Genomic DNA, 18,658 nt, shown 5'->3' on the forward strand with positions numbered 1-18,658 from the left:
GCCACGGAAGGAGAGGTTTGACAATGACATATCCCGGCCCCGTGGTCAGTGCGGACTGGCTGAAAGACCATCTTGCCGATCCGAATGTGGTGATCGTCGATGGCACCGTGCATCTGGCCGATACCGGTCGCAACGCCAAGGAGGAATATGCCGCCGCGCATATTCCCGGTGCGCTGTTCTTCGATCTCGATATCATTGCCGATCCCGATAATCCGCGCCCGCGCAAGATCCCGAGCCGTGCGCGCTTCATCGACGAGGTCGGCAAGCTGGGCATAGCCGCGGGCCAGCATATCGTCGTCTACGATGTGCCCGGGCTCTATAGCGCAGCGCGTGTGTGGTGGCTGTTCCGCCAGTTCGGCTATGACAATGTCTCGGTGCTCGATGGCGGCATGGTGGCATGGAAGGCCGCAGGTGGCGCGCTCGAGACGGGCGTGATCGAACGCTCCGCGACGGTCTTCGCACCGGGGGAGAGCCGCGACCTTCTGGCACTGGCGCCCGATGTTCTTGAGCGGTCCAACGCGGGCCAGCAGATCATCGATGCCCGCACCGCAGGGCGATGGGCCGGCACCGAGACCGACCGCTATCCGGGCGCACGGGCGGGCCATATCCCCAATAGCCTCAATCTCTACTGGGCCAATCTTCTGGACCCGCAGGCGCGCACTTTCCTGCCTGACGCAGAGATTGACGCGAAGTTCCGCGAGGCGGGGCTGGATCTGGATCAGCCGGTCACGATTTCCTGCGGCTCGGGGTTGACCGCCTGCATTCTGGCGCTCGCTCTGCACCGTCTGGGCCGCGATGACTGGCAGGTCTATGACGGCAGCTGGGACGAATGGGGCCGCAACCATGATCTGCCGGTTGCCGTGAAGGGAGAGGTGCAATGAGCAATACGATTGTATCGGTGGAGGAGCTTGCCGCCCATCCCGAATGGCGCGTCTTCGATTGCACCCATTCGATGAGCGACCCGCAAGCCGGCCACGCCGCCTATCTCGAGAGCCACATCCCCAATGCGCTGCATGCGCAGATGGAGACCGTTCTGTCGGGGCCGCGGAGCGGGAGCAATGGCCGCAACCCTTTGCCCGACCCGCATGTTTTTGCGGATTGGCTGGGGCAGGCGGGGCTGCGCAGCGATGATCAGGTGGTCTGCTATGACCGTGGCGGCAATGCCGCCGCCGCCCGCATGTGGTGGATGCTGCGCTGGATCGGCTTCGAGAGGGTTGCCGTGCTGGATGGCGGGATGCAGGCATGGCAGGCGGCGGGGCTCCCTCTGACCTCCGAGGTGCCGGAATTCGCGCCGACCACGGTAAGCGCGCAACCCGATAACACCCGCATTGTCGATCTTGAGGCGGTGAAAGCCAGCCTCGAAAGCGGTGATTTTGTCACCGTTGATGCGCGCGGGGCCGAGAAATATCACGGGATCAATGAGACCACCGATCCGCGTGGCGGGCATATTCCGGGGGCGCTGAACCGGCCGTTCTCGCAAAATACCGATGCTTCGGGGCTTTTCAAATCGCCCGAGGCGCTGCGGGAGGAATGGCAGGCCGTGTTGGGCGATCGCCCGATGGCGCAGGTGGTTGCGAGCTGCGGTTCGGGGGTGAGTGCGGCGCATAACCTCCTGTCGTTGGAACTTGCGGGCCTGAAGGGCGTGCGGCTTTACCCTGGCTCGTGGAGCGAGTGGAGCAGTCATCCCGATCTTCCGGCCGAAACCGAATAACCTATAGAAAAGAGAGCAAGACATGTCGCAATGGACCGATATGCTCAAGGGCATCCAGAAAGACTCGGCGCTTCTGAAGGACGCCAATCCGACAATCATCGAGGCCTTCAACGCCGTGCGCGAGGCAGGCCACAAGAATGACGCGATCGACGCCAAGACCCGCGAACTGATCGCGATCGGCGTGGCGGTGGCGCTGCATTGCGAGGGCTGCATCGCCTCGCATGTCTATCAGGCCAAGCGCGCGGGTGCGACAGCCGAGGAGGTTGCGGCAGCTGCCGGCACCGCCATGCTGATCGGGATCGGCTCCGCCTATACCAAGAGCATCGACGTGATGCGCGCCTACGAGGAATTCTGATCTTCTACGCGGCCGCAGGCCAAACCTTGCCCTGACCCTCCGCCGCCTCCGGGCGGAGGGAATATTTTTACGCGCCATTTCCGGGCGCCTCTCCTGTAAAGCCATCCTATAAGGGATCCCCTCATGAGCGTCCTGATCGTATTGGCGGCCCTGGCCGGACTGATCATCACGGCCTATCGCGGCCATAGCGTCATCCTGTTTGCACCTATCTTCGCGATGGCGGCGGTTGTTCTGACCCTGCCTGCCGCCGTGGCCCCCGCCTATTCGAGCCTCTTCATGGCAAAGATGGCGGGCTTCGTGCAGAGCTATTTTCCGGTCTTCCTGCTCGGCGCGATCTTCGGCAAACTCATGGAAGTATCGGGCTTCGCACACTCCATCGTGCAGGCAATGATCCGGTTTTTCGGCGCGCAGCGTTCGATTGCGGTGATCGCGCTGACGGCGACACTGCTGACCTATGGCGGTGTATCGGTCTTTGTGGTGGTCTTCGCGATCTACCCGTTCGGCGCGGCGGCCTTCCGTGCGGCGGGCATCCCCAAGCGGCTTTTGCCCGCAACCATCGCGCTTGGCGCAATGACCTATCCCATCGATGCACTCCCCGGCTCGCCGCAGATCCAGAACATCATCCCCACCACCTTTTTCGGCACTACCAGCTGGGCGGCACCGGTGCTGGGGTTCTCGGGAGCTGCGTTCATCTTCCTGCTGGGCTGGCAATATCTGGAACATCTCCGCCGCAAGGCGCAGGCGGCGGGCGAGGGCTACGGCGCACATGACGATGCCGATCCGGCTGCGTCTCACGATACGGCATTGTTCCATCCGTTGATCGCAATCGCGCCTCTGGTGCTGGTGGGTGTCGTGAATTTCGTCCTGACGCGCTGGCTACCGGTGATTTACGGCGAGAACTTCAGTCTCCAGCTTCCGGGTATGGCGAAGGCCACAGAGGTCGCGGTCAAGTCAAACCTCGGCATCTGGTCGGTGATGGCAGGAATGATCGTGGCGATCCTCTTCGTGCTGGTGGTCGCACGCCGCCCGCTTGCGGGGCGTTTCACCGAAACAAGCAAACCGGCCATCGCGGGCGCGCTTCTGGCAACGATGAACACGGCGTCCGAATTCGGCTTCGGAGCGATCATCGCAGCGCTTCCGGGCTTTGTGGTGGTGGCCAACGCACTTGGCGCGATTCCCAATCCGCTTCTGAACGAGGCGGTGACGATCAATATCCTGTCGGGGATCACGGGCTCTGCAGCGGCGGGTCTGAGCATTGCACTCGGATCGATGGCCGACCAGTTCGTGGCGGCGGCCAATGCCTCGGGCATCCCGATGGAGGTTCTGCACCGGGTCGCCGCGATGGCTGCGGGGGGTATGGATACCCTTCCGCATAACGGAGCGATCATTACATTGCTGGCGGTCACGGGGATGACCCACCGCGAGGCTTATGGTCCGATCTTCGTGATGACAGTTCTGAAGACGTTGGCCTCCTTCCTTGTTATCGCGCTCTTCTACGCCACCGGTTGGGTATAATCCTCCGGGGTCAGGACGCCGCCCGCGGGCGGCGTCCTGTGGTATTATTCTGCCGGTATAGCCTCGGATTTGACGACCTTATCGGGCGCGAGCGGGAAATGGCACGCCACGCGGATGCGCTCTCCGGCCGTATGCAGGTGCGGGTCGCTCTCGCGGCATTTCGCCTGTGCGGCCGGGCAGCGTTCGGCAAAGGCGCATCCGGGGGGCAGGCGGATCGGCGAGGGCGGTTCGCCATCGACCAGACATTCCGCAGGATCGTAGGGCGAGGCCTCAAGCGTGGGTGCCGCCGACAGAAGCGCGCGCGTGTAGGGGTGGCGCGGATTCAGGAACAGCTCGTCATTGGGGCCCGCTTCCACGATCCGCCCCAGATACATCACCGCCACCCGTGAAGCCACGCGCCGCACCAGTGCCAGATCGTGGCTGATGAAGATGCAGGTGATCGCGCGGTCGCGTTGCAGCTGGCGGAAGAGCTCGATGAGGGGCGTTTGTTCCATCGGGTCGAGCGCCGAGAAGGTCTCGTCGAGAAGCAGCACCTTGGGTTCTAGAACGATGGCACGGGCCACGTTGATCCGCTGGCGCTGACCTGCCGACAACCCGCTGGGCAGTTTGTCATGCAGTGACGGGTCCAGCCCGACCTCGGCCATCGTGGCCTCGACCTTGGCGCGGCGCTCTTTACCCCCGAGCTTTGAGTGGAGCCTGAGCGATTCAGAAATCGTGCGGCCAATGGTCCAATGCGCGGGGATCGAGCCATAGGGGTCTTGCAGCACCAGCTGCAACTGTGCGCGCAGATCGAACCGTTCCTTGGTGGTAAAGGCTCCGACATTGCGCCCCTCGAAGGAGACCGAACCCTCGTCAGGGGCCTCAAGCCAGGTCAGAAGCCGCATAAGTGTGGATTTTCCGCAACCGGATTCCCCCACGATCGCAAGGCTTTCGCCCGGATAGACATCGAAATCGGCGCCGCGCACGGCCTGCACCTCGACCTTGCCAAAGAGCCTATCCTTGCGGCGGACCTTATAGCTGCGCTTGAGGCCGGTAATGGCCAGCGCGGGCGGGCGGTTCATCACATCGGCCGCCGACAGGCTCTCGGGCGCCTGTGCTCCCCAGATACGCGGGCTCTGCGCGATCATGGTTTCTGCCTGCTGGGTCTTGGGCGCATCGATCAGCTGTTGGGTCGGGCCTTCCTCGACCACGCGGCCTTCATCCATGACGATGATCCGGTCGGCGAAATCCTTGATGACCGGCACAGAGGAGGTGATGAACACAAAGGCCGTGCCAAGACGTTCTCGCAGATCCTGGAAGAGCCGGATGATCTGGGCGGCCACCGTCACATCGAGCGGCTGGGTGACGTTGTCGGCCACCACGACCTTGGTCTCGCCGATGATCGCATCCACGATCGCCGCGCGCTGGATCATGCCGCCCGAATATTTCGAGGGGAGTTCGTCCATCCGGTGGCGCGCCTCCGGGATCCGTACCAGATCGAAGAGTTCATGCACACGTTCGAGCGCCTCCTTCATCGAGACCTCGGGCCGCAGCATACGGTATTTCTCGGCGATCTGGGTGCCGACGCTCAGCGTCGGGTCGAACACACGGGTCGGGTCCGCCCCGACATAGCCGATGCCGGTGCCGCGCAGACGCTGCAGATCACCGCCGCGGGCGGCAAGGATGTCCTCGCCCGCGATCTCGATACGGCCCGATTGCAGGCCCAGAGGGCGCTCGATCCAGCCGACCAAAGCGCGGCCCAGCACGCTTTTGCCCGCGCCCGAGCGACCGACGATGGCCACGGCCTCACCTCTGGAGACTTCGAGCGAGAGGTTGTCAAGGATCGGCGGTAGGGCAGGGTTGGCGGTGTTGGTAATGCTCAGACCGGAGACTTTGAGAAGGGGATCGGACATTATTTCTCTCCTTCGAAGACGGCGTTACGGGCGCGTTCAAGCGCGACACCCATCATGTTGAGCGACAGCAGGAGCAGCATCAGGAACAGGCCCGGCAGGACGGTGACCCACCATGCGTTCATCAGGTATTTGCGGCCATCGGCGATGATCGAGCCAAGCGTCGGGATTGGCGGCTGCAGGCCGATGCCGAGGAAATCGAGCACGCATTCGAAAATCATAATGCGGGCAAGGTCGAACACGGCGGCAAAGGCCATGGGCGGCAGCGCGACAGGGGCGACCATCAGCAGGATGATGCGGATATCGCCTGCGCCCAGCACACGGGCGGCACGGACATATTCCTGCGAGCGCTCGGCCAGCGCGCTGGCACGGGTCAGGCGGGCATAGTTAGGCCATGTCGCCAGCACCAGAACCGAGATGATCAGCGCGGGTGTGGCCCGAGCCAGACCCAGGATGGTGATCGCCAGGATGATCGGCGGGATCGAGAGCTGGATATCGACGACGCGCATCAGGAGCTGGTCGATCTTGCCGCCCACAAAGCCGGCATAGAGCCCTACGGCCGAACCGATGACGAAGGACAGGAAGGTCGCGGCCACGCCGATCACGAAGGTGATCTGCAGGCCCACTAGGGCACGCGAGAGCATGTCACGTCCCAGCTGGTCGGTGCCGAGCGGGAAGTCGGGGTTTGAGCCCTCGAAGCCCCAAGGCGCGCTGAATTTCGCCACGAAATTCATCTTGGTCGGGTCGACATTGAAGACGAAGACCGAAACGAAGGCGAGAACCAGCAGGGCAGCGAAGAGGATTGCACCGCCCAGGAACCACGGCGAGGACCGTGTGGCCAGCCAGATACGGCGACCCATGGCGAGTTCTTTGGTCTTGGGCTTGGCGGGGGTCATATTGGTGGTTTCGAGTGTCATCAGTATTCAAGCCTCGGGTCGAACAGGCCGCTTACGAAATCGACGGCAATATTGACCGCCACGAAGAAGGCGCTGATGATGATGGCGATGGCCTGCACCAGCGGGAAGTCGCGCTGCAGCACAGCCTCGACGGTCAGTTTGCCCAGTCCGGGGAAGTCGAAGACGAATTCGATCACCAGAAGGCTGCCGATCAGGCCGGTCAGCATTACGCCGAGCGTGTTGATGAAAGGCACGGCCGCGCCGCGGAGGATATGGCGGGTGAAGATGGTGCGACGGTCGAGACCGCGGGCAGGCGCTACCTGAATGAAATCGCGACGCGTCATCGACGAGATGGCGGAGGACCATGTGCGGATGAAGATGGGGGCCATTTCGATGGCCAGCACAATGGCCGGAAGGATCATATAGCTGAAGCCGTTATAGCCCACTGGTGGAAGCCATTGCAGCTTGATCGAGACAAGGAGAACCAGAAGCCCCGCGATCCAGAAGCTGGGCATCGAGACGAGGATCGAGGAGCCCATCAGGGTCAGTGCTTCGGGCATGCGGCCCGCGTTGAGCCCTGCCCAGATCCCGATTGGAGCCGAGATCACCAGCGCAAGCCCCATGCCGAGCGCGGCAAGCTCGAGGCTCAGCGGAAGGCGTGCCGCGATCAGACCGATCACATCGGCCTTACCGGCGGTCGGATTGTCGCCGCCACTTCCTGCCAGACCGGATTCCGAGCGGACATAGGATTTTCCGAAATCGCCATGCAGGACAATGCCACCGACATATTTTCCGAACTGCACGAGGAAGGGGTCATCAAGCCCCATTTCCTTGGCAAGCGCGTCGACGCTGGCCTGATCGGAGAGGCCGCCCGCCAGCATCCGTGCGGGATCGCCCGGACCGATGCGCAGGAGCGTGAAAACGATCAGTGCTGCGAGGAGGATGATGGCAACACCTTGTGAAAGGCGTCGGGTGAGAAACGAGACGATAGCTATCATGGAACTCCTCGCAGTCGCTGTCAGAGTGGCCACCCTCGCGGGAGGATGGCCTTGGGGAAAAAGGACCTCAGGCGAGGGTCGCTTGCGTCATATCCAGATCGCCTGCCGCGGTCATCCGCACGCCTTTGAGCGCGGCCGAAGTGGCGATCATCATGTTGGAGTTGTAGAGCACCAGATTGGGCATCTTCTCCGCGACCATCGGCAGCACTTCGTCGCTGATGATCTTGGCGCGCTTGTCCATATCGGTCTCGGACACTTGCTTGAGCAGGACCGCATCGAGCTCGGGCTCGTTCACGCCCGTGACCAGACCGATCTTGGAGTAGTATTGCAGCATGATCTGGATATTCGGCTCGGGGCTGTCGGGCGCCCAGCCACCGTCGATCATGTTGCCGGCATTGACGTTGTAATATTTATCATTCCATGCGGCGACTTCCATCACGGTCAGCGTGACGGGGAAGCCCTGCGCCTGCAACATCGCGGCAATCGCCTCGGAGACTTCCTTGCTCTTGGGGTAGAAGCCGGTGGAGGTGATATATTCGATCGGCGGCAGGCCCTGACCGTTCGGATAGCCCGCCTCGGCCAGCAGCTTCTGGGTCAGCTCGGGGTCGAACTTGCCGTAATCTTCCTGATGGGTATAGCCCAGCTTCATCGGCGGCAGAACGCTATCTGCGGCATAGCCCGCATCTCCCACAAGCGACAGCAGACCCTCGCGGTCGATGGCCGCAGCGGCGGCACGACGCACGCGATAATCATCGAAGGGCGGCTTGTTGCAGCGGAAATGCAGGTAGCGGTTCTCGACCGAGTTCACTTTCTGGGTGGCGACATTGGATTCCGCCGAGAGGCTCGCGAATTGTTCGGGCTCCAGACGTTCGATGATCTCCGCCTCGCCCGACATCAGGGCGAGCATGCGGGCGTTGCCATCGGGCACGTAGCGCACGGTGATCTTCTGGACGTCCTCGTTCAGCGGCCCCCAGTAATCGGCGAAGCGCTCGAAGCTGTGGCCATCGGCAGAGCTGCCGATATAGCGGTAGGCACCGGTGCCGTTCATGCCCGATTGCAGTTTGGCGGGCTCGGCGATGTCGGCGGCGCGCAGGATCGGCGAATATACCTGCAGGAAGAGGAAGGAGTGGGCAGGGAAATCGGGAACCGAGACGGTGAAGGTGTAATCATCCTTAACGGTGACGCCTACGGGTCCCGGATAGAAGGCCCGCGCGATACCCGGGCGGCTGTAATATTCGAGCGAGGCCTTCACGTCATTGGCGGTCAGCTCGGAGCCGTCGTGGAACTTAACGCCTTTCTTGAGGACGAAATCGACGGTGTGCCCGTCGGTCATGTCATAGCTCTCGACCAGAAGCAGTTCGGGCTTGAGGACATCATCGCCCGGCACCATCGGATAGCGCAGCAGCGAGTCATAGGTCAGGAATTCGCAACGGATATTGGCCTGGGTCGTGTTGCCCGAGGGATCCCAGTTACCGGTGGTGTTTTCGGGGCTGAGCCAGCGCACATGGCCGGGTTCGGCCGCAAATGCCGCGGTGCCCGGAATGGCATAAACCAGCGGCAAGGCCGCGGTGGACTTCAGAAAGGTTCTGCGATTGAGAGCCATAAGATCCGTTCCCTGTTCATGCCGGAGATGGGTGTGCGCGGGTAGATCGGACCGCGGTCGTCTCCGGTTTTTTATGATGTGCTGGATTGTGGCAATTTGCTAATCCACACTCCAGATGCCTTTCATTTCCACATTGATCCACAAAACGGTCAAGAGATTCTCGGGCGTAGTGCGAGAATTGCCAGACCGATTGCCCTGTGTGTTGGAAAATTAGGCGATTGCGAGGCTTCTGTCTAATATTCAATCAAGAAGTTTATTGAATGAGGATGTCTGGCATGAAAAAGGCGCGGAGTTCATAACAGAATTCCGCGCCAAATGTGCAAATCGGGATAATTTCAGCCGAGTTCGGCGTAATGGGTCTCGCCGCGAGGGAGTTTGAACGGTGCGGCATGGCTGTCGGTCACCAGATGCTCGACCTCGTCGAGGCGGCAGATTCCCACACGGCTTTCGGTGTTCAGCTTGGCTGAGTGGCTCAGCACGATGCAGCTATGCGCGTTGCGGATCATCTTGCGGGCGACCTCAGCTTCATGAAGCTCATAGCTGGTCAATCCGCGAAGCTGGTCGATGGCCACCGGCGAGATGATCGCGAAATCGGCACGGAAGCGGTCGATCTCTGAAAGTGTCAACTCGCCATAGGTGGCGGGCACATCCACATGAGGCGTGCCGCCCAGCAGAAGCGTGTCGCAATTGCGCCCCTTCGTCATTTGCCGCGCTATGTCGAAGGAGTTGGTTATGACCCTATAATCGCCTTTTCTGGCAAGGGTTTGAGCGAATGCGGTGGTCGTGCTGCCGGCGTCGATGAAACAGGTGGACCCTTGCGGGATCAAAGACGCCGCCAGCTCGCCGATGGCCTGTTTCTGGTCGGTGAATTGCGAGACGCGCGATTCGAAGGCGGGCTCGGGTTCGACCTGTTCCTGGGTGACGGCCCCGCCATGGACCCGTTTCAGAACACCGCTGCGTTCCATTTCCAGAAGGTCGCGCCGCACCGTCTCGCGCGAGACATCGAAGCGGTCCGCCAGAAGATTGGTGGCAACCTTACCCTCCTGCTCAAGCAGTTGCAGGATTTTCGAGTGTCTTTCATGGGACCACATTTGGCATCTCCTTACTTAACCGACTCATAAGGGCGTTTGCCGCAGGAAGTCCACAAATTGCAGGTGGCAGGAGCGTCTTCTGGCGACATTCTCACCTAAATTGCGTCACCGCAGCCCATAAAACAGTGTCTGGCACAGTATAAACTGCCTGTAATTTTAGCAGATGAGGAAAATCGCCATTTTTTCCAAGTCTGTTCTTGCGATTCCACAAATAATCCTAAAAACTCCACATGAACGCAACGAAAGACACTTACCATGACCTCCTCGCCCGAACTCTCCTTTGCCGCCTCTGTCGCAGATGCCGTGCGCGAGCAGGCGCTGCATTACTTCCGTAGTGACCTCAAGGTCGATGACAAGGCCGACAGCTCGCCCGTGACCGTCGCCGATCGCGAGATCGAGGCCTTCATGCGCCAAGAGATCGCCAAGCGCTTCCCCGAAGACGGTATCTTCGGTGAAGAACAGGCGGCAACGCAGCTCGATGCCCGCGATATCTGGGTTGTCGATCCGATCGACGGCACCAAATCCTTCGTCTCCGGTCACCCGCTCTTCGGCAACCTGATTGCCCGCCTGCGCGACGGCGCGCCCTATCTGGGCCAGATCGACATGCCGGCCCTCGGTGATCGCTGGCAGGGGCAGAAAGGTCAGCCCAGCACGTTCAACGGCCAGGTCTGTAAGACCAGCGGCTGCACCGATTTGGCCGAGGCGCGTGCCTACACGACCGATCCCGAGCTGTTCTTCGGCGAGACCCGTCCGGTCTACGAGGCGCTGCGCGAGGCGGTCCATCTCCTACGCTTCGGTGGTGATTGCTACAACTACGGCCTGCTTGCCTCGGGCTATTGCGATATGGTTCTCGAGATTGGCCTGCAGCCCTATGATTATCTGCCCACGGTGCAGATCATCGAGGGCGCGGGCGGTGTGATCACCGATTGGAGCGGCGCGCCGCTGGGCCTTACCTCCAAGGGCGATGTGCTGGCTTCGGCCACGCCCGAGCTGCACGCGGCCATGCTCGCGCGCATCGCGGCTTGTCGCCAGCCCGCCTAAGGGCGTCCTATGGGGCCTGCCCGTCCCCGTGGCAGGCCCCGCCAAATTCCACCGGCCCCCAGTGGGCCGTTTGCCGACCGCCACAGAGGCCGGTCCGGAGCGTATAAGAAAGGCCAATCTCTATGTGGGATTTCTCCGCCACCAAACTTATCGAGCAGTATAAAAGCGGCGTGCTTTCGCCCGTGGAGGTCATGACGGCGCTTCTGACGCGCATTGATGAGGTCAATCCGAAGATCAACGCGCTCTATGAGGTCGATGCGGCAGGCGCGATGGCACAGGCCGAAGCATCGGGCGCGCGTTGGAAAGCGGGCGCACCGATGGGACCGCTCGACGGCGTGCCCTGCGTGATCAAAGACAGTTTTGCCGTGAAAGGTATGGTCATGCTGCGCGGGTTGAAGGCGCGCCGCGATGTGGCTCCCGACACCAAGGACTGCCCGCCCGTGGCCCGCTTGCGCGAAGCCGGTGCGATCATCTTCGCCAAGGGCACGATGCCCGATATGGGCTTCCTCGGTGCGGGTGTGAATTCTGCAAATGGGGTGACCCGTAACCCATGGGATCTGTCGCTCAATACCGGCGGGTCCTCGGCGGGTCCGGCCGCAGCCGTGGCCGCAGGGCTTGCCCCGATTTCAGTAGGTTCGGATGTCGGCGGTTCGGTCCGTCTTCCCGCGACCCATTGCGGCCTGTTTGCGCTCAAACCCACGGCTGGTGCGATCCCGCATCTGCCCTATAGCCGTGACCGTGCCGCGGGTCCGATCACCCGCGATGTCAGTGACGCGATCCTGATGATGTCGGTTCTGGCTCTACCCGATGCCGAAGCCTACGAGCCGGGTATGGACATTCCCGCGACGCTGACGCCTGCCGATCTCAAGGGCAAGCGTATCGGCCTTATGCTCTCTCTCGGCGATAGCGATGCCCCCGCACCGGAGGTGGAGGCGCTGATCCGCAAGGCGGCGGAGGTCTTCAAAGGGCTGGGCGCCGATGTGACGGAGATGGACAACCCCGTGCCTTTCCCGTTCCTCGAGGCATTGACGAGCTATTTCGCGGTCAAGGCGGCGTCCGAGCGCGCTGGCCTGCCCGAAGACCGTCGCGGCGATATGCTGCCGATCCTGACGCGCTGCTGCGACAAGGGGGATGCGATGAGCGCGCGGGACTTCGCCAAGGCGCTGTCGACAGTGGAAAAGGCCGCGCTCGCGGTCAATCGGGCAACCGATGCCTATGATCTGGTGCTGGCACCCACAATGCCTGTCGCCAATTATCCCGCCGAATTTACATCGGCCGATCCCGAGTTTCCGCATCGGGGCGTTGGCTTCACCGCGCTTTTCAACCAGACGGGCCAGCCTGCGGCGACGGTCGCCTGCGGCTTTGCCGGCACCTCGCCCGTCGGGCTTCAGGTGATCGGGGCGAAAGGCGAGGATGCGGCGATCCTGAGCGCCTGCCTCGCCTATGAGGCAGCCCGCGGTCCGCTCAAGCCGTTTCCGCAAACCGTCGGGGAGTGATCGTGCATGACGCAAGCCAGTCTTACGCAAAACGGCGCCCCCCTGCCTCCCTTGTCAGACAGGGAAACCGCGGGGCTTGCGGCACTGCGTGCCGAACCTGCGGGTGACAGCCTGCCAGCCATTGCCAATCCGATGCATCAGGGGCTCGACGGGCTGACCCGTCCTGCCATCATCGGGGGGCAGGCTGCACTAGTGAAGAGCTTCTATCAGGGGATCTTCCTGCCGCACGGGTTTGCAGGCGCGGTGGAGGCCACTCGGGCCGCGGCGGCCCTCGGGGTGACGCCGGACCTTCTGGGCGCGGATGACGTCTCGCAGACGATGGGCTTTGTCCGCTTGGGCGAAGACTGGCGCCCAGCGGGTCTGATCGATATGCTCGATCCCGAAATCTTCTCGGCAGTGCTGGCCGCCAAGAAACGGTTCCATGAGGGGGCGACGCTGTCCGGTGCGATCCGGCTGCGCGAGGAGTTCGCGCGGCTTCTTGAGGAGATCCGCCGTCATCCGGTTCTTGTCCCGCCGGTGACCATCCGTATGGGATGGGACCAGATTACCGATTGGGTCGAGCGGATCATTGAAGCCTGCGAAACGCCCATGCAGCCGGGCGCCTGCCATGGGGAGAACGCGCTTTCGAATATCATGATCGGGCCGGAGAAATCGGTGCAGTTGATCGATTTCGACCGGGCGACAATGGGCGATATCTGGCGCGATCTTGGGGCGATGGCGCAGGAGATCTGCGCCGATGACGAGGACCGCGAGGCCTTTATCGCGGCCTATACCGGCGCGCCTGACACCGCCCCGCAGATGGCGCGGCTGAAGCTTTACGGCATGCTCGATGATGCGCTTTGGGCCATGCAGCTGATGCTGGGCGAGGTTTTCCCCGAACGTCAGGGCCCCGAGCTTTACAAATATGCCGCCAACCGGCTGGTCCGGCTGCGCACCCAGATCTCTGCCAATGACATGGCCCGATTGCTGCGGGAGGCCCAAGCATGATCGACATCACTCAGGCGCTTGCCAAGGTTCCCCATTTCGAGGGCCGTGATCTCACGCCCTTCCGCATCAATGGCGGCATCACCAATATCAACTGGCGCGTGCGCGATGACACCTCGGGCGAGATGTTCTTCGTCAAGCAGCACGGTCCGGGCACGAGTGCCTATATCGACCGTCATACCGCGCTGAGTGCGGCCAAGATCGCCGCCGCCAAAGGGGTAGGGCCGCAGGTCATCTATCATGATGATGACGAGGGGCTGGAGGTCCACGAGTTCCTTCAGGGCTTCCGCAGCTGCTCGGTGCTCGATGCGCAGGATGCCGAGATCCGCGCCAAGATCATGACGGCCTATAAGGACATCCATGACGATCTGATGCTCGAGAAGGCCAATACCGGCCTCGAGCAGTTCGAGAGTTTTGCCCGCACCGTGACCCGCGAGAGCACGAATGACTCGCCCCTCCTGCCACGCGATCTGGAGCAGATGCTCTGGCAGGCGCGGCGTGCGGGCGCGGCGATCAAGGCGTCAGGGATCGATCTCGTGGGTTGCCTCAACGATGCCTATATCTCGAACTACATGCGCAACGAGGCTGGCGAGATCCGCCTGATCGATCTGGAATATGCCGCCGCCAACGACCCTTACTGGGATGTGGCGATGTTCAGCTTCGAGATCTTCTTCGATGATCTGCACGGGATTTCCTCCATTCTCGAGATGTATGAGGGGAAGGTCCGTCCCGAGGCTCTGGCACGCACCTATCTCTATATCGGGATCGCTATCACCCGCTGGGGGCTGTGGGCCGTGCATCAGAGCCTGAACTCCCCCATCGCCTTCGATTTCGCCAAATACTCGCGCACGCTTCTGATGCGCGCACGGCGGCAGATGCTGTCACCCGATTGGGAATGGGCACTGGCGCATGTGTGAGCACCTGCGCTAGAGAGAGCGGATGATGATTGTGACCACCCTGTTGATCGGCCTTGTTGCCACAGCCCTTGCGGATCTGTGGCAATACGGATTCCTGCGCTATTTCGATGGCTCCCGTCCGCATTGGGGCAAGGTGGGCCGCTGGGTCGTGGGCATCGCCCGCGAGGGCCGCGTGATCGATGCGGCTATCGGCAAACGTCCGGCGGTGCGGCACGAGAACGCGCTTGGCTGGGCTTTCCACTATGTGATCGGCATCGCCTATGCGGTGATTTATCTGGCCATTCTGGCGCTGGCTGGTCTGCCCAATTCGGCGCTTGCGGGGGCGATTTACGGTATCCTTACACTGGCGGCACCGCTTCTGTTCATGAAGCCCGCAATGGGTGGAGGGATCTGCGGGCGCAATGCGCCCGACCCTTGGGCGAGTTTCGCAAAGACCCTCTCGGCGCATCTGTCCTTCGGCCTGTGCCTATGGATTGCCACTGCCGTGCTGGGCTGAGCTTTGCCGCGTTCAAGGCCTGATGAATACATCTGCAGGCGCGAAGGCACGGAACCGCTCCTGCGCTATGCCCGCGGCATCCATATGCTGCGCCAATAGGGTGACGGGCTCCTCACGGGGCTCGTCGGTGAGCTGGAAAGTCCCCCAGTGGATGCCCAGACCATGGGCCGAGCCCACATCCTGAAAGATCCGCACAGCCTCTTCGGGGCCCACATGCTGTTCCGCCATGAACCAGCGCGGCGCATAGGCTCCGATCGGGATCAGCGCGATGTCGGGGGCGCCGTGATCGGTATGGATCTGGCGGAAGATTGCCCCGTCGCCATAGCCCGTATCTCCGGCAAACCAGATCCGGCCCGCTGCCGTCTCGATCCAGAACCCGCACCAGAGCGCCATACGCCGGTCGCCCAGACCACGGGCCGACCAGTGATGGGCGGGGGTCAGGATGATGCGGCATTCCGGCGTTGCCTCGATCCGGTTATGCCAGTCGCCACTGCGCAGGCGTGCGCGCGGCACCACAGGCGCAAGTGTTGCATCGGTCCCCAGAGGCAGGATGAAAAGAGGTTGATGGACCGCCTCGATACGGCGCAGCGTGGCAATATCGAGATGGTCGTAATGGTTATGGCTGATCAGGACGATGTCGATCTCCGGCAGATCCTCGAAACGGATGCCGGGCTGGATGACGCGTTTGGGGCCGGCAAAGCGCACCGGGCTCGCACGATGCGACCAGACCGGATCGGTGAGGATATTGAGGCCTGCGATCTGGATCAGGGTCGAGGAGTGGCCGACCATGGTGATCCGCGCCTGATTGCTGCGCGCGGGAGGCTGCACCGGGGTGACGGGCACATGAGCTGGCCATTGTGCGCGCTGGCCGTTGCGCTTCCATCGAAGGATCTCGCGCAGGCTCCGGTCGGTGCGCAGGCCCGCGGAGTGGAAGCGCAGCCCGTCGAAATGGGCGGAGGTCGGGCCATTGTAATACCGGTTGCGGGGCATGGACGGTCCTTCCACTCGAACATCTCGGATCAAGCCGATGCTCGGTGCCCGCGCGCCAAAACGCAAGGGCGCGGGTGGGGATTTCCCTCAGATCGGCTCAATTACGGGTGAGCGTAGCGTTAACGGGGCCATAGACGCGGCGCAGCACACCCAGAGCCACAAAGCCCAGAGCCCCTGCCAGCAGCGCCCCACCCGCGATATGCAGCGACAGGTTGAACCCCGATTGCAGATCGCTGACATGGTGCAGCACCAGCTGCACCGTTGCGGGGCCGAGGATCTGCCCGATCGCATAGGCCGCCGTCAACAGTCCGATCAGTTGGGAGACGCGGTTGGGATAGAGGCGCTGTGCCACATCCATCGCGAAGAAATTGATTGCCGTGAAGGGCAGGCCCGCCAGAAGCGCGCCCACCGCCAGCCCCGTCGCATCGGGGCGGAATGTGGTCCACATCACGCCCGCGCTCTGCATCAGGTAGCACAGGATCAGGATGTTCTGTGGCGGCAGCCTGTCATGCAGGCGTGTAGCCAGGAACGAGCCGAGGGCTGCGGCAAAACCGAAGAGCGGCCAGAAGAAATCGACAAGCGCCGATCCGGGCAGTTCGATCCGGGCGATCAGCGGTAGATAGGTGGCGGTGATGATATAGCCAAAGCCTGCAAGCCCGTAGGCCAACACGAAGAGCGCAAGTCTTGCACGGCTGGCCTGCGGGCGCGGCGCGGTAGCCTGTGCGGCGGGCTGTGCACGGGCCGAGGCGGGTGTGCACAGGGCCTCGCGCGCGGGCGTGGCGACAGACCATACAAACCCCGCCATCAGACAGCCGATCAGCGCGAAGCTGACCCAGAGGCTCTGCCAGTCGAGATCGGCTGCGATCATCGCCATACAGATCAGCCCCGAGATCCCGATGCCGAGCCCCACGCCGGTGAACATCGCACTGCCGAGTTTCGCATGCTGCAGATGGGCAAGCGACAGGAAGCACCAGCGCGCCGTCTGCACCATGGTTACCGCGCTGATCACCCCTGCCGCAAAGCGCAGGGCGATCCATAATGTGGGGGAGGGGATGATCATGGCCAGCGATGCCAGCACGGTCGCCAGCAGCCCCAGCCGCAGGATACGCGCGCTGGACTGGCGGGAGGGGATGGCCATACATCCCAAGGCTCCCACGAGATAGCCCAGATAATTGGCGGAGGCGAGGGTGCTGCCCAGCTTCAGATCAAGCGCGTTCTGCGCGATCATCACCGGCAGGATCGCGGTAAAAGCAAAGCGCCCGATCCCCATGGCCAGTGCCAGCGACATGGCCGCGGCGCAGACGATCAGGATAGGTGAGGGGAGTGCGGATCTGGGCGGGGAGGGCTGGGTCATGGCGGGTGTCTCCGGCGCGAGCGGTGGGGATAAGCGGTCCTGCTGCCCGCCTTCATTGCAATATTTCTCCACACATTTCCACGCATATACAGACCAATTCAGGAAAATTAGGTGTAAGTATTCAGATATGCCTCGAAAAAGGGCAAATATCTCGTCTTTTTCCAACTATTATCACACAAGCTGGACATGCGGCGCGCGCCTGTCGCGAGCTGCTCACTCAGGTGGATCACTCCAGAGATGTCCATTCGGGTGGGTCAGGGCCCGCATCATGACCTCGACCACCCTTGCCAGCAGAACAGAGGGGGTTTTCGGGCCGCTGCACAGGTAGATCTTGGAGCGGAACCTGTCTCCGATGGCGATCGGGCGGTAGCGCAGCCCGTCGAGGGACAACTGCATCGAACTGCGCGGGACCAGTGCAATCCCGAGGCCACGATTGACGAAATGCAGGATCGAATGGGTCTGGCTCAACTCGAAGCGGATCCTCGGGCTGATCCCTTCATTGGCGAAGAGCGCATCCTGTATCTTGCGCAGCGCGCCACCGCGCTCGGAGGAATAGGCGATGAAATCGGTACTATCCAGATCGAACAGCGTGATCTCGTCACGCGCCAGAAGGCGGTGTCCTGCAGGCAGGGCAAGGACAAAAGGTTCGCTGACGGCGAGCTGCGCATTCAGTTCGCCGCGACGCCCGGGGCTTCGGGTCAGCCCCAGATCGAGCTGGCCGCTGATCAGTGCCTCGACGATCTCGTAACTCATCATCTCGGCGGGCCGGAACCGCACATCGGGCATCTCGCGGGTGAGCGCCGCGGCGATGTCGGGCACGAATCCCACCCCCGCCGAAGGCACAAAGCCCATCGTTACCGCGCCCAACTCGCCCCGCTCGGCCTGTCGCGCCGAGAGCAGCGCGAACTCGGCGCGCTGCAGGATCTCGGTGGCGCTGACCAGAAGATTGGCACCAGCAGGGGTCAGCATCACCTGCCGTTTGCTGCGGTCGAACAGCGTCACCCCCATCGCATGTTCCAAAAGCCGGATCTGGCGCGACAAAGGCGGCTGGGTCATGTTCAGCCGCTCCGCCGCTCGCCGGAAATTCAGCTCCTCCGCCACCGCCACGAAGCAGCGCAGCTGGAAGAATTAGAATTTTTCCGAGGCCATTGTTCCCTCCATGAATTCGATACAAAAAATGTATCACGTCGATCCATTCTTGGAAGGTAAAATCTCCGCGACGCTGGTAGTCTTGCGGGTAGCGCCGTATCGCCCGACGGAGATTACCGTCGCGCGGGCCCATGCCGACAGAGGGAGGAAACTGTCGGCGAGGGTTGGTCCGG

General features: G+C 62.3%; 17 protein-coding genes. 9 read left to right on the top strand and 8 right to left on the bottom strand.

Features of this window, described 5'->3' with window-relative positions; all coding sequences use genetic code 11:
* Positions 1–23 precede the first annotated feature (23 nt).
* From WDB91_RS17875 to WDB91_RS17890, 4 genes are all read left to right on the top strand, one after another.
* On the top strand, positions 24–881 hold the full coding sequence (locus WDB91_RS17875) for a rhodanese-like domain-containing protein (RefSeq protein WP_339115504.1): 858 nt from the start codon (positions 24–26) through the stop codon (positions 879–881).
* A complete protein-coding gene (locus tag WDB91_RS17880) occupies positions 878–1,711 on the top strand; it encodes a sulfurtransferase (protein WP_339115505.1) in 834 nt (277 codons plus the stop codon). Before WDB91_RS17875 ends, WDB91_RS17880 begins: the two co-directional genes overlap by 4 nt.
* Before the next feature lie 22 nt (positions 1,712–1,733).
* On the top strand, positions 1,734–2,066 hold the full coding sequence (locus tag WDB91_RS17885; RefSeq protein WP_339115506.1) for a carboxymuconolactone decarboxylase family protein: 333 nt from the start codon (positions 1,734–1,736) through the stop codon (positions 2,064–2,066).
* 123 nt (positions 2,067–2,189) lie between these two features.
* Positions 2,190–3,581 carry a GntP family permease gene (locus WDB91_RS17890; RefSeq protein ID WP_339115507.1) on the top strand — a complete coding sequence of 464 codons (1,392 nt, stop codon included), beginning with the start codon at positions 2,190–2,192 and terminating at the stop codon, positions 3,579–3,581.
* A gap of 44 nt (positions 3,582–3,625) precedes the next feature.
* Here the strand turns inward: WDB91_RS17890 and WDB91_RS17895 are convergent, their stop codons facing one another.
* The 5 genes from WDB91_RS17895 to WDB91_RS17915 form a co-directional block, all read right to left on the bottom strand.
* Positions 3,626–5,473: an ABC transporter ATP-binding protein gene (locus WDB91_RS17895; RefSeq protein WP_339115508.1), complete on the bottom strand. Its 1,848-nt coding sequence runs from the start codon at positions 5,471–5,473 to the stop codon at positions 3,626–3,628.
* Positions 5,473–6,387 carry an ABC transporter permease gene (locus WDB91_RS17900; protein ID WP_339115509.1) on the bottom strand — a complete coding sequence of 305 codons (915 nt, stop codon included), beginning with the start codon at positions 6,385–6,387 and terminating at the stop codon, positions 5,473–5,475. The genes WDB91_RS17895 and WDB91_RS17900 overlap by 1 nt, the downstream gene beginning before the upstream one ends.
* The gene (locus tag WDB91_RS17905) at positions 6,387–7,364 is read right to left on the bottom strand and encodes an ABC transporter permease (RefSeq protein ID WP_339115510.1); all 978 of its coding nucleotides are present in this window, start codon (positions 7,362–7,364) and stop codon (positions 6,387–6,389) included. Before WDB91_RS17905 ends, WDB91_RS17900 begins: the two co-directional genes overlap by 1 nt.
* Before the next feature lie 67 nt (positions 7,365–7,431).
* The gene (locus WDB91_RS17910) at positions 7,432–8,967 is read right to left on the bottom strand and encodes an ABC transporter substrate-binding protein (RefSeq protein WP_339115511.1); all 1,536 of its coding nucleotides are present in this window, start codon (positions 8,965–8,967) and stop codon (positions 7,432–7,434) included.
* A 335-nt stretch (positions 8,968–9,302) separates the two neighbouring features.
* Positions 9,303–10,058, bottom strand: a complete 756-nt coding sequence (locus WDB91_RS17915) for a DeoR/GlpR family DNA-binding transcription regulator (protein WP_339115512.1) — start codon at positions 10,056–10,058, stop codon at positions 9,303–9,305.
* A gap of 255 nt (positions 10,059–10,313) precedes the next feature.
* Between WDB91_RS17915 and WDB91_RS17920 the strand changes: the two genes are divergently transcribed.
* From WDB91_RS17920 to WDB91_RS17940, 5 genes are all read left to right on the top strand, one after another.
* Positions 10,314–11,099 (top strand): inositol monophosphatase family protein, encoded by a 786-nt coding sequence (locus WDB91_RS17920; protein WP_339115513.1) that lies wholly within the window; start codon positions 10,314–10,316, stop codon positions 11,097–11,099.
* 122 nt (positions 11,100–11,221) lie between these two features.
* Positions 11,222–12,595 carry an amidase family protein gene (locus WDB91_RS17925; RefSeq protein WP_339115514.1) on the top strand — a complete coding sequence of 458 codons (1,374 nt, stop codon included), beginning with the start codon at positions 11,222–11,224 and terminating at the stop codon, positions 12,593–12,595.
* Between the two features lie 6 nt (positions 12,596–12,601).
* Positions 12,602–13,582, top strand: a complete 981-nt coding sequence (locus WDB91_RS17930; protein WP_339115515.1) for a phosphotransferase — start codon at positions 12,602–12,604, stop codon at positions 13,580–13,582.
* Positions 13,579–14,496: a choline/ethanolamine kinase family protein gene (locus WDB91_RS17935; RefSeq protein WP_339115516.1), complete on the top strand. Its 918-nt coding sequence runs from the start codon at positions 13,579–13,581 to the stop codon at positions 14,494–14,496. The genes WDB91_RS17930 and WDB91_RS17935 overlap by 4 nt, the downstream gene beginning before the upstream one ends.
* Positions 14,497–14,518: 22 nt before the next feature.
* Complete coding sequence (locus WDB91_RS17940; RefSeq protein WP_339115517.1) at positions 14,519–14,992, top strand: DUF2938 family protein; 474 nt, start codon at positions 14,519–14,521, stop codon at positions 14,990–14,992.
* A gap of 12 nt (positions 14,993–15,004) precedes the next feature.
* Here the strand turns inward: WDB91_RS17940 and WDB91_RS17945 are convergent, their stop codons facing one another.
* From WDB91_RS17945 to WDB91_RS17955, 3 genes are all read right to left on the bottom strand, one after another.
* Complete coding sequence (locus WDB91_RS17945) at positions 15,005–15,982, bottom strand: MBL fold metallo-hydrolase (protein WP_339115518.1); 978 nt, start codon at positions 15,980–15,982, stop codon at positions 15,005–15,007.
* A gap of 97 nt (positions 15,983–16,079) precedes the next feature.
* Complete coding sequence (locus tag WDB91_RS17950; RefSeq protein WP_339115519.1) at positions 16,080–17,336, bottom strand: YbfB/YjiJ family MFS transporter; 1,257 nt, start codon at positions 17,334–17,336, stop codon at positions 16,080–16,082.
* 213 nt (positions 17,337–17,549) lie between these two features.
* Positions 17,550–18,455 carry a LysR substrate-binding domain-containing protein gene (locus WDB91_RS17955; protein ID WP_339115610.1) on the bottom strand — a complete coding sequence of 302 codons (906 nt, stop codon included), beginning with the start codon at positions 18,453–18,455 and terminating at the stop codon, positions 17,550–17,552.
* Positions 18,456–18,658 lie beyond the last annotated feature (203 nt).

This window comes from Thioclava sp. GXIMD2076 (genome assembly GCF_037949795.1).
Taxonomy (GTDB): Bacteria; Pseudomonadota; Alphaproteobacteria; order Rhodobacterales; family Rhodobacteraceae; genus Thioclava; species Thioclava kandeliae.